8 protein-coding genes and 1 pseudogene are annotated in these 12,064 nt (G+C 71.7%); 7 read left to right on the forward strand and 2 right to left on the reverse strand.

The features are described 5' to 3' along the window. Positions 1-61: 61 nt before the first annotated feature. Entirely contained in the window at positions 62-481 is a 420-nt protein-coding gene (locus B9W62_RS25870) for a hypothetical protein (RefSeq protein WP_087809393.1), read from the reverse strand. A 387-nt stretch (positions 482-868) separates the two neighbouring features. Between B9W62_RS25870 and B9W62_RS41130 the strand changes: the two are divergent. The 4 genes and pseudogenes from B9W62_RS41130 to holA form a co-directional block, all read left to right on the forward strand. After that, positions 869-1,441, forward strand: a pseudogene (locus B9W62_RS41130) (N-acetylmuramoyl-L-alanine amidase); the annotation flags it as partial. A gap of 708 nt (positions 1,442-2,149) precedes the next feature. After that, on the forward strand, positions 2,150-3,031 hold the full coding sequence (locus tag B9W62_RS25880; RefSeq protein WP_087809394.1) for a YceI family protein: 882 nt from the start codon (positions 2,150-2,152) through the stop codon (positions 3,029-3,031). A 48-nt stretch (positions 3,032-3,079) separates the two neighbouring features. Then, positions 3,080-3,325, forward strand: a complete 246-nt coding sequence (locus B9W62_RS25885) for a hypothetical protein (protein ID WP_256976581.1) — start codon at positions 3,080-3,082, stop codon at positions 3,323-3,325. A 72-nt stretch (positions 3,326-3,397) separates the two neighbouring features. Then, complete coding sequence (gene holA, locus B9W62_RS25890) at positions 3,398-4,387, forward strand: DNA polymerase III subunit delta (protein ID WP_179235669.1); 990 nt, start codon at positions 3,398-3,400, stop codon at positions 4,385-4,387. 209 nt (positions 4,388-4,596) lie between these two features. Here holA and rpsT read toward each other — a convergent pair whose 3' ends face one another. Further along, positions 4,597-4,863 carry a 30S ribosomal protein S20 gene (gene rpsT, locus B9W62_RS25895; protein WP_030180898.1) on the reverse strand — a complete coding sequence of 89 codons (267 nt, stop codon included), beginning with the start codon at positions 4,861-4,863 and terminating at the stop codon, positions 4,597-4,599. A 237-nt stretch (positions 4,864-5,100) separates the two neighbouring features. On the opposite strand from rpsT, the gene lepA reads away from it, so the two are divergent. The 3 genes from lepA (at position 5,101) to B9W62_RS25915 (ending at position 11,924) form a co-directional block, all read left to right on the forward strand. Next, entirely contained in the window at positions 5,101-6,969 is a 1,869-nt protein-coding gene (gene lepA, locus B9W62_RS25905; protein WP_087809401.1) for a translation elongation factor 4, read from the forward strand. 307 nt (positions 6,970-7,276) lie between these two features. After that, positions 7,277-9,154, forward strand: coding sequence for an AMP-dependent synthetase/ligase (locus B9W62_RS25910; protein WP_087809402.1), 1,878 nt, complete (start codon positions 7,277-7,279; stop codon positions 9,152-9,154). A 256-nt stretch (positions 9,155-9,410) separates the two neighbouring features. Next, entirely contained in the window at positions 9,411-11,924 is a 2,514-nt protein-coding gene (locus B9W62_RS25915; protein WP_087809404.1) for a SpoIIE family protein phosphatase, read from the forward strand. Positions 11,925-12,064: the final 140 nt, after the last annotated feature.

A 12,064-nucleotide genomic window follows, 5' to 3' on the forward strand; every position in this document is an offset into this window, starting at 1 on the left:
GCGGGTCGGGAGCCAGCCGCTCCGGCAGCCCCGGCGGGACGGCCTGCCGCTCCGATCATCGTTACTTGGTCACCTCCGCGGACTCGTAGGCGGCGGAGCCCGGTGCCGCGCAGGCGAACCAGTTCGCCGTGGGGTAGCCGCGGACGGACCGGATCACGGCGTTCGTGCCGCGCACGGGGGTGTTGTCGGGGGCCCGGTCGGCCAGGGTGGTGGTGCCGTCCTTCCAGTGGCAGGCGACCTGCTTCGCGGTGGTGGGTACCGTCCCGATGACCAGACGGTGCGGTCCGTCCGCACCGGTGAGGGGCTGGGGCACGACCTCGATCTCGGTCCCCTTCGGCCAGGACAGCGTGCGCGTGGTGGCGGAGTCCACCAGACGAGAGGTGAGTTCGTCGTTCGCGGCGCCTTCCGGGCCGTGGAAGCGGATGACGAAGTAGCTGGTGCGGCCGACGAGGTCGTGCATGTTGATCATCACGCGCCGCACGAGATTCTCCCGCGCGGAGCGGTGTTGGCCGGATCAAGCCGTTCCGGTCTCTGCCGCGCGCTGCGCGGAGGCGTAGGCAGGGCGGGCGCCGGGAATTTTCAGTACGGCACGGAAGAAGGCGCGGAAGACGTCACCGTGTCGCGCAGCCGACGCGCCCGGCAACGGTCGGCCCCCGACCACCAGTCCACGGCCTCACGGGCCACTCCCGACCGCCGCCGCCACCGCCACGACACGACGGGGTTCGGCGACGGGAGGCCCGCCCCACCGGCAGAAGGAGAAACCCATGCCCCAACCCCCCACGCCGGGGCACACCGTCGTGCACCGGCCCGGTGCGGACGGCCGGCAGGCCACGTGGTCGTGGCCGGAGTGTCGCTGATGGCCACCCCCATGACCGCGGGCAGTTTCCTCAAGGCACTGAGGGCGGAGGGTCTCACCGTCGTCGAGGTGGGCGACTGGCGGGACCATAATCGCAACCACAAGGGTCCCTGGGGCCCCGTCAACGGGGTGATGATCCATCACACCGTGACCCGGGGCAGCGCGGCCACCGTGGAGATCTGCCGCAAGGGCTACGCGGGCTTGCCCGGCCCGCTGTGCCACGGCGTCATCACCAAGGACGGCAGGGTCCATCTGGTCGGCTACGGGCGGGCCAACCACGCCGGTCTCGGCGACGACGACGTCCTGCGGGCCGTCGTCGAGGAGAAGGCGCTGCCTCGGGACAACGAGGCCAACACCGACGGCAACCGGCACTTCTACGGCTTCGAGTGCGAGAACCTCGGCGACGGCAAGGACCCGTGGCCCGCCGCGCAGTTGGACGCGATCGAGCGGGCAGCCGCGGCCGTGTGCCGCCACCACAACTGGAACGAGCGGTCCGTCATCGGCCACCTCGAGTGGCAGCCCGGGAAGGTCGACCCGCGCGGCTTCACCATGGCGTCGATGCGCGCCCGGGTCGAAGAACGCCTCACCCACCCCGCCGGCTGGACGCCCGGCGACTCCGAGGAGGAAGACATGCCGCGAGCCATCAGCCGATCCGACGGCGACGACCAGGAGATCGCGCCCCGGCGGTGGACGACACTCACCGTGGACGGCGTGGACCTGCTGACCGGCGCGTCCCACTACCAGGCCACGGCCTACCTTCGAGCGGACGTGCCGCCCGGCGCCACGCTCCAGGGCCGCTTCTACCACCTGCGTCCGGACGGCACCCGATGGACCGGGCCGATCGTCGAGCGGGTGGGCACCAGCGGTGACAGCTTCCCGGACTTCGGGAACAGCGGCTCGATCGTCGGCGACGAACGGCTGCGCTTCGAGGTCGTCTACTACCCGCCCGACTCCGGCGACGAGACGCCGATCACCGTCACGAGCGCGAAGGTCCGGGGCCTGTACTGGCAGGGGTGACAGCCGCCCGGTGACGGAAGACCGGGGGGCCTGGAAGACCGGAGGCCCGGGACGAGCACGGTCGCCCGTGCCGTCCGGGCCGCGCCGCCAGCACCCCGGCCGTGAGACGTCGTGTCCGGTGTGCCGAAACCGGGCCACACGGGGCCACTCCCGTCCACTCCCTGCACATGTGACGGTTTCCCGCGATGTGGTCCCGTGTTGCCTCGAAAGCCACATCGGTGATCGAATGTTTCTCCGTCAACTAGTTTTTTTCATGTCGCGCAGAGGATGTCGCAGATGATCGGCCGCTTGCTGGGAAGCCGAACGAAGCGGATGCAACGGACGGGTCCCCTGGCGGCGGTGCACACCCCGCCGGACGCGGGGGTGCTGAGCTGCCGCGTCCTCGACCCCGTCAACGCCCCGGTGCCGGGCGCCGAGTTCACGGTCAGTGACGCCATGGGGCGCAAGGTGGTCGGCGGCGGTACGGACCCCTTCGGATCGTTCGTGGCGACGGTGCCGGCGGGGGAGTACCGGCTCGCCGTGTCCGCCGAGGGGTACACGCCGTACCGTGCCTCCGCGACGGTCGTCGAGGACTCGCTGGCCTCGCTCGGCGACGTGACGCTCCAGGTGGCCCAGCCGCCGGAGCTGCCCGCGCCGGGTGACTGGGAGATCGAGCCGGCGCACTCCTCGATCGCGTTCACCGCCCGGCACATCGGGCTGGCCCGGATCCACGGCCGGTTCAACTCCTTCGCGGGCGCGGTGCGGATCGCCGACGACATGCAGCAGTCCGCGATGCACGTGGTGATCGACGCGGCGTCCATCGACACCAACGTGAAGATGCGCGACGACCACCTGCGCTCGGCCGACTTCCTGGACGTGGAGCGGTTTCCGACCCTGGAGTTCTACAGCGACCGGTTCACCCACCGCGGCGGTAACCGGTGGGCCGTGACCGGCGCGTTGTCGCTGCACGGTGTGACGCGCACGGTCACGCTGGACACCGAGTACCTCGGACTCGGCAACGGCATGGAGGGCGAGACGCGGGCGGCCTGCCGCGCCACCACCGAGCTGCACCGCGACGACTTCACGGTGAGCTGGCAGACGATGCTGGCCCGCGGCATCGCCGTGGTCGGCCCCAGCATCCGCATCGACCTCGACGTGCAGACCGTGCCCAAGGGCTGACCGGGCCCAAGGGCTGACCGCGCCCGGGGCTGACCGACAATGGCACCCGTGAGCGACGTGAGACATGTGCTGGTACTGCCCGACCGCGACGCCGCGGAGGAGGCGGCCCAGGCACTCGGGGAGCGGTTCGGGACCGACGAGGAACCGCGCATCCTGCGGGACGCCCTGGCCGGCGAGGACGACGCCGAGGACGCCCAGTGGCTCGTCCTCCTGCACGACGAGTGCGAAGCGCTGGACCCCGGCGAGCTGGACGCGTTCGCCGGGGAGTGGGAGGGCTGGCGCGAGGAGCCGTAGGGCCCCTCCCGCGGCAGCCGGACCGGCAGCGCCCGTCCGGCGTTGTCAGTGGTGCGTGCGATGCTTGTCGCGATGGCCAGGAAGACTGCGAACGACGACCCTCTCGCCCCGGTGACCCTTGCCGTGGGCCAGGAGGACCTCCTGCTCGACCGTGCCGTGCAGGAGGTGGTGGCCGCCGCCAAGGCCGCCGACGCCGACACGGACGTACGCGACCTCACCCCCGACCAGTTGCAGCCCGGCACCCTCGCCGAGCTCACCAGCCCCTCGCTCTTCGCCGAGCGCAAAGTCGTGGTCGTACGCAATGCGCAGGACCTGTCCGCCGACACGGTCAAGGACGTCAAGGGCTACCTCGGCGCGCCCGCCGAGGAGATCACCCTCGTCCTGCTCCACGCGGGCGGTGCCAAGGGCAAGGGCGTGCTCGACGCCGCCCGCAAGGCGGGGGCGCGGGAGGTGGCCTGCCCGAAGATGACGAAGCCCGCCGACCGGCTGGCCTTCGTGCGCTCCGAGTTCCGTACGGCCGGGCGGTCCGCCACCCCCGAGGCGTGCCAGGCCCTGGTCGACGCGATCGGCAGCGACCTGCGGGAGCTGGCCTCCGCGGTCTCCCAGCTGACCGCCGACGTCGAGGGGACCGTCGACGAGGCGGTCGTCGGGCGGTACTACACCGGTCGGGCGGAGGCATCCAGCTTCACGGTCGCCGACCGGGCGGTCGAGGGGCGTGCGGCGGAGGCCCTGGAAGCACTGCGCTGGTCGCTGGCGACCGGCGTGGCACCGGTGCTGATCACCAGCGCGCTGGCGCAGGGCGTGCGGGCCATCGGCAAGCTGTCCTCCGCCCGCGGCGGACGCCCCGCGGACCTGGCCCGCGAGCTGGGGATGCCACCCTGGAAGATCGACCGGGTCCGGCAGCAGATGCGGGGCTGGACCCCGGACGGCGTCTCCGTCGCGCTGCGCGCGGTGGCCGAGGCCGACGCGGGGGTGAAGGGCGCCGGGGAGGACCCCGAGTACGCCCTGGAGAAGGCCGTGGTGACCATCGCGCGGGCGGCGCGTTCACGGGGACGGTCGTAAGCACCCCCTCGGAACCCCTGGCCGGGGAAACACCGAAGGCCCCGGCGTCCGTCCTGGGGAAGGACGGCCGACCGGGGCCTCCGGATCAAGCTCGCGGATCCATGCCCGCGTGGCGAACGCAGGCCGCGCATGGATCCTGGGTGCCGGACGGGAGCGGATGAGAGAGGGCCCGCTCTGGGTCCTTCCGGCGATCAGACCAGATAAGGGGTTCAGCCCTTGAGGGCGCCGACCTTCTGCGCCAGCGCCGACTTCTTGTTGGCGGCCTGGTTCTTGTGGATGACGCCCTTGGAGACGGCCTTGTCGAGCTGGCGCGAAGCGACGCGCTGGTACTCGGTGGCCTTCTCGACGTCACCCGCGGCAGCGGCCTCGCGGGCCTTGCGGATCGCGGTCTTCAGAGAGGACTTGACGGCCTTGTTGCGCAGCCGGGCCTTCTCGTTGGTCTTGTTCCGCTTGATCTGGGACTTGATGTTCGCCACGAATGAGCCTTTGCAGGTTCAGGCACGAGGCCGCGAGGGTCCCGTGCCGGTGATTTCTTGAAGGAGTGCCTCGCGCTGAGAGGGCAAGAGACACAGCCACCCACACTACCAGCGGGTCGGGAAGGGTCCCAAACCCATACCGGCTCCCCACCCGTGGGACCATGGAGGCTACGTATCGATCCGACCCGAGACCCGAGACCGCAGACACTGCGGACGCCTCAAGAATCAGGACCCTGCGTGCCCGCGATCCCCAGCCATGTGCCCGAGCCGAGCCGTACCGACCCGGCGCTGATCCGCAACTTCTGCATCATCGCGCACATCGACCACGGCAAGTCCACGCTCGCCGACCGGATGCTCCAGCTGACCGGTGTGGTCGAGCAGCGGCAGATGCGCGCCCAGTACCTCGACCGCATGGACATCGAGCGCGAGCGCGGCATCACGATCAAGTCCCAGGCGGTGCGGTTGCCGTGGGCCCCGTCCCACGACAAGGGCTCCACGCACATCCTCAACATGATCGACACGCCGGGGCACGTCGACTTCACCTACGAGGTGTCGCGGTCGCTGGCCGCGTGCGAGGGCACCATCCTCCTCGTCGACGCCGCCCAGGGCATCGAGGCCCAGACCCTCGCCAACCTGTACCTGGCGATGGAGAACGACCTCACGATCATCCCCGTGCTGAACAAGATCGACCTGCCGGCCGCGCAGCCGGAGAAGTTCGCCGAGGAGCTGGCCAACCTGGTCGGCTGCGAGCCCGACGACGTCCTCAAGGTCTCCGCCAAGACCGGCCTCGGCGTCGACGCGCTGCTGGACAAGGTCGTCGCCGAGGTCCCGGCCCCGGTCGGAGTCAAGGACGCCCCCGCCCGCGCGATGATCTTCGACTCCGTCTACGACTCCTACCGCGGTGTCGTGACGTACGTCCGTGTCATCGACGGCCAGCTCAACAAGCGCGAGCGGATCCGGATGATGTCCACCGGCGCCACCCACGAGCTGCTGGAGATCGGCACCAACTCGCCGGAGATGCTCTCCGCCGACGGCCTGGGCGTCGGCGAGGTGGGCTACCTGATCACCGGTGTGAAGGACGTCCGCCAGTCCAAGGTCGGCGACACCGTCACCAGCATGCACAAGGGCGCCACGGAGGCCCTCGGCGGCTACAAGGACCCCAGGCCCATGGTCTTCTCCGGTCTGTATCCGCTGGACGGCTCCGACTACCCCCTGCTGCGCGAGGCACTGGACAAGCTCCAGCTCAACGACGCCGCCCTGGTCTACGAGCCGGAGACCTCCGCCGCCCTCGGCTTCGGCTTCCGCGTCGGCTTCCTCGGCCTGCTCCACCTGGACGTGATCCGCGAGCGGCTGGAGCGCGAGTTCAGCCTCGACCTGATCGCCACCGCCCCCAACGTGGTCTACCGCGTGATCATGGAGGACGGCACTGAGCACACGGTCACCAACCCGAGCGAGTTCCCCGAGGGGAAGATCGACGAGGTCTACGAGCCGGTCGTGCGGGCCACGATCCTCGCGCCGACCGAGTTCATCGGCTCGATCATGGAGCTGTGCCAGACCCGGCGCGGCACGCTGCTCGGCATGGACTACCTCTCCGAGGACCGGGTGGAGATCCGCTACACCCTCCCCCTCGCGGAGATCGTCTTCGACTTCTTCGACCAGCTGAAGTCGAAGACGCGCGGCTACGCCTCGCTGGACTACGAGCCCACCGGCGAGCAGACCTCCAGCCTGGTCAAGGTCGACATCCTGCTGCACGGCGACAAGGTGGACGCCTTCTCGGCGATCACCCACAAGGACGCGGCCTACGCGTACGGCGTGCGGCTCGTCGCCAAGCTGCGCGAGCTGATCCCGCGGCAGGCCTTCGAGGTGCCCATCCAGGCCGCCATCGGCTCCCGGGTGATCGCCCGCGAGACCATCCGCGCCATCCGCAAGGACGTCCTCGCCAAGTGCTACGGCGGTGACATCTCCCGTAAGCGGAAGCTGCTGGAGAAGCAGAAGGAAGGCAAGAAGCGGATGAAGATGGTGGGTTCCGTGGAGGTTCCGCAGGAGGCCTTCATCGCGGTGCTGTCGAGTGATGACAGCGCGGGGTCGGGCAAGGGCAAGAAGTAACCGCCGCGCCGCACGCCAGGTCCGGGCGAAACGGACACCGAGGGGCCCGTAGTACGAAAGTGCGGCGGGTCCCTTCGCATGTCGCGGGCGCGTATCTGTAGGAAGTGACAGGGCGCGGACTCTTACGCGGGGGCCGGTCGCCCTTTACCCTGATGCCTGCCCCGTAGTTACTCGTGAGTTAAACAAGTGATCGGACAACGGTCCGCGTCACGACCTCAACACCGTTGAACACCGCCCGAGAGTGAACCAGCCACACCTGAGCCAGCCGCAACGAGCCAGCCGCAACGTCGCGGGCCCGGAGGATGTCGTGAGCGACACACAGACACTGATCGAGAACCGTCCGCCCTCCGTGGCGGGACTCTTCCTGGAGCGGGTGGCCGCCACGCCGGACGCCGAGGCGTACCGCTACCCGGTGCCGCCGGCCTCGGGCGAGGGCCCGGACGAGTGGAAGTCGCTGACCTGGACGCAGGCCGCCGAGCGGGTCTACGCGATCGCGGCCGGCCTCGTCGAGCTGGGCGTGCAGCCGGAGCAGCGGGTGGCGCTGGCCTCCTCCACCCGGCTGGAGTGGATCCTCGCCGACCTCGGCATCATGTGCGCGGGCGCGGCGACCACCACCGTCTACCCGCAGACCAACGCCGACGAGTCGGCGTACATCCTCTCCGACTCCGAGAGCCGGGTGCTGATCGCGGAGGACGCCGCGCAGCTGGCCAAGGCGAGGGAGAAGAAGGCGGAGCTGCCCAACCTCACCCATGTGGTCGTGGTCGACGCGGCCGGCGCGGACACCTCCGAGGACTGGGTCCTCACCCTCGACGACCTGGAGCGCCGGGGTGCGGCCCGCCTGGAGCAGGAGCCGCAACTGATCAAGGAGCGGGTCGGCGCGCTCACCAAGGACCAGCTCGCCACCCTCATCTACACCTCCGGCACCACCGGCCGGCCCAAGGGCGTCCGGCTCCCGCACGACTGCTGGTCCTACATGGCCAAGGCGATCGCCGCGACCGGCCTGGTCACCAAGGACGACGTCCAGTACCTCTGGCTGCCGCTCGCGCACGTCTTCGGCAAGGTGCTGACCTCCGGGCAGATCGAGGCCGGTCACGTCACCGCCGTCGACGGCCGGGTCGACAAGATCATCGAGAACCTGCCGGTGGTCCAGCCGACCTACATGGCGGCCGTGCCCCGCATCTTCGAGAAGGTCTACAACGGCGTCGCCGCCAAGGCCCGGGCGGGCGGCGGGGCCAAGTACAAGATCTTCCAGTGGGCCGCCGGCATCGCCCGCGAGTACGCCAAGGTCACCCAGGACAACTTCAAGCGCACCGGTACCGCGAGCGCCCCCGCCGGCCTGCGCACCAAGCACGCCGTCGCCGACCGGCTCGTCTACGCCAAGATCCGCGAGGCCTTCGGCGGCCGCCTGCGCGCCTGCGTGTCGGGCTCGGCCGCCCTCGCGCCGGAGATCGGCTACTTCTTCGCCGGGGCCGGCATCCACATCCTGGAGGGCTACGGCCTCACCGAGTCCTCCGCCGCCTCCTTCGTCAACCCCGGCGAGGCCTACCGCACCGGCACCGTCGGCAAGCCGCTGCCCGGCACCGAGGTGCGCATCGCGGACGACGGCGAGATCCTGCTGCGCGGCCCCGGCATCATGGAGGGCTACCACAAGCTGCCCGAGAAGACCGCCGAGGTCCTGGAGGCCGACGGCTGGTTCCACACCGGCGACATCGGCGAGCTGTCGCCCGACGGCTACCTGCGCATCACCGACCGCAAGAAGGACCTCATCAAGACGTCCGGCGGCAAGTACATCGCGCCGGCCGAGGTCGAGGGCCAGTTCAAGGCGGTCTGCCCCTACGTCTCGAACATCCTGGTGCACGGCGCCGACCGGAACTTCTGCACCGCGCTCATCGCCCTCGACGAGATCGCGATCACCGAGTGGGCCAAGGAGAACGGCCTGGAGGGCAAGCCGTACGCCGAGATCGTCGCGGCGCCCGCGACCGTCGAGATGGTCGACGGCTACGTCAAGCAGCTCAACGAGGGTCTCCAGCGCTGGCAGACCATCAAGAAGTTCCGCCTGCTGCCCCGCGACCTCGACGTGGAACACGGCGAGATCACCCCGAGCCTGAAGCTGAAGCGGCCGGTGGTGGAGCGGGAGTACAAGAACCTGATCGAGGAGATGTACGAGGGCTCGCGCGAGGCGTAGGGCGCGGAGGCGCGGCGCTGCCCCTGCCGCGGATTGCCGCGTCCTCCGGCGGATTGCCGCGCACTCCCGCTGATGTTCGGATGTTCGAAGGCGTCCGGTTTCCGGTCGTGTTCCGGCCGTCTTCGAACGTTCGCCTAGCACGGTTCTCACCCATGGCGGCCCACTTCGGTAACTCCGTGCTTATGGGCGGGGCCGGTCTGTCACTCTGTCGGCATCGACTGCGAGAAACTCGCACGAACTGCCCGGGGAGACGTCCATGGGGGCCATTCCGACGCAGCGGGAGACCGCCTCCCGCGCCAGCGCGGCGCCCGCGCACGCCGTTGAGGCATCCGTAGCGGGCTCCGAGGGCTCCGAGGGGTGTGCGCGGGCGCGCGTGAGCCTGCTCGGCAGCTCCCTGGCGCCGGGCGCGGCACGCGCGATGGCGCGGGCCGCGCTCGCCGACTGGTCGGCGCTCGGCCTGCCCGGCGCGGAGCAGCTGACGGAGCACCTCGCCGCCGACGCCCTGGTCGTCGTCAGCGAGCTGGTCACCAACGCCGTGGTGCACGCGGGCACCGACGTCGAGGTGGGCCTCCGGATGGAGGAGACGGGCGCGCTCGTCGTCGAGGCCACGGACCAGCACCCGTCCCGCGCGCCGCGGAGCACCGACCCCGAGATGCCGCACGACCCCGCCGAGTACGGGCGCGGCCTGCGACTGGTCGCCGCGCTGGCGGAGGCCTGGGGCATCACCTACCGCCCGGGCATCAAAACGGTGTGGGCACGGCTGTCGGCCGCGGGCACGGACAGCGCGGGACAGACCGGGATGTACGTGGGAGGGTGCGCCGCACGGCGCCCCGGGTCGCCCGGCATCCGGCGGCCGGGCGAGTGGCCGGACGGCACGGCCTGCGCGGACGGCGCGGAGGACGTGAACGGCGAGGACGCCAGGGCCGGCGAGACCCGAAACACCGTGCGGGTCGGCGAGGCCGGCCCGTGCGGTCACGTGGACGAGGACGATCAGTGCGGCCACGTGGCCCATGACGGCCGCGACGGCGCGGGAGCCTCGCCCGGCCCGGACGCGGAGGGCCTCGAAAGGCCGGAGGACCCGGCGTCGGCCTCGGGGCGTGGGGCTGCCGACGTCGGCAGTGTGGCCGACGTGGATGCGGACGACCTCGGGTGGTCGGAGGAGACGGGCCGTCGGAAGGACGCCCCCGGTCGTGCGGTCGACGCGGGCGCGGGGCAGGGCGTAGGACCGGGTGCGGGTGCGGGTGCGGGCCAGGGTGTGGGAGCGGGCGCGGGTGCGGGGCAGGGCGCCGGGCCGTATGTAAGTGGGGGCCAGAGCTTCGGGCCGGACGCGGACGCCAGCCGTGGGCGCGGGGAGTGTTCCGGCCGGTCCGGCCCCGCGGGGTGGCCGGATCCGTGGGACGGCGAGGTCGGCACCGCCCGGCGCGGGGTCCGCGACCGCGAGTGGCTGGGCCGCGGCGCGCTGTCCTTCCTCGCCGAGGCCAGCGACCTCCTGGCCGGGCAGCTCGACGAAGACCTGGTCGCCTCCCTCACCGGACAGCTGATCGTGCCCCGGCTCGCCGACTGGTGCGGGGTGTGGCTGGAGGACGAGTCCCTGGGCCGGGGCGCCTGGACCGACGACACCGGGGCCGCCGTCGGCGCCCGGCTGGCCCGCGTGTGGCACGCGGGCGAGGGGCACCTGGACGAACTGCGCGCCGCCCTGGAGAAGGACCCGCCCCGCCCGCGCGATCCCTGGCGCTCCGGCCCCGTCGGCCACCCCTGGCCCGGCGGGGCGCTCGGCCCGGACGGCACGCACGGCACCGCGCTCGCCTACCGCCTGGTCGCCGGCGGCAGGCCCCTGGGCACCCTGGTCATCGGGCGGGCCGGCAGCCCCGGGGCCCCCGGCTCGCCCGGTTTCCCCGACGAGATCACCGGTTTGGTCGAGGATCTCAGCCGCCGGGTGGCGCTCGCCATCGGCGCCGCCCGCCAGTACGCCCGGCAGGCCACCATCAGCGCCGTGCTCCAGCGCGGCCTGCTGCCCGGTGCCGTCGCGGAGATCCCCGGCGTACGCAGCGCCCTCGTCTACGAACCCCGCGACAAAGGCGGCCCCAGCGGCGACTTCTACGACCTCTTCCCGGCCGGCGACGGCCGCTGGTGCTTCGCCGTGGGCGACGTCCAGGGCAAGGGCCCCGAGGCCGCCGTCGTCATCGGTCTCGCCCGGCCCTGGCTGCGGCTGCTGGCCCGCGAGCAGTACGGCGTCCCCGACGTCCTCGACCGCCTCAACCAGCTCCTCCTCGACGACGCCACCGAGGCCGCCGACGCCGCCGCCCGCGCCCTGGTCGCCGCGGGCGGCCCACCGGTTGCCCCGGGCGACGGACCGCAGACCCGCTTCCTCTCCCTCCTCTACGGCGAGCTGGTCCCCTTCGACGGCGGCGTCCGCTGCACCCTCGCCTCGGCCGGACACCCGCTGCCGCTGCTGCTCGGGCCCGACGGCACGGTGTCCGCGGTCGCGTGTCCGCAGACGCTGCTCGGCGTCGTCGAGGACGCCACGTACACCAGCGAGACCTTCGAGCTGCGCTCAGGCGACACCCTGCTGTGCGTCACGGACGGGATCACGGAGCGGCGCAGCGGCTCCCGCCAGTTCGACGACGGCGACGGGCTCGCCACGGCGCTGGCCGGGTGCACCGGCCTGGACGCCGAGCTGGTAGCCGAGCGGATCAGGCGGCTGGTGCACGAGTTCGGGCCGCGCCCCCCGGAGGACGACCTGGCCCTGCTGGTACTCCAGGCCCAGTAGCGCCGAGCGCCGCAGCGACCGGGCGACGGATCGACGCAGCGACCGGGCGACGGGCGACGGAGCGACCAGACGACCGGGCAGCCAGGCAGCCGAGCAGCCGAGCAGCCAGGCAACTCGGGCAGCCAGGCAGCCGAGCAGCC

Source organism: Streptomyces sp. CS113 (assembly GCF_002188365.1).
Taxonomy (GTDB): Bacteria; Actinomycetota; Actinomycetes; order Streptomycetales; family Streptomycetaceae; genus Streptomyces; species Streptomyces tendae.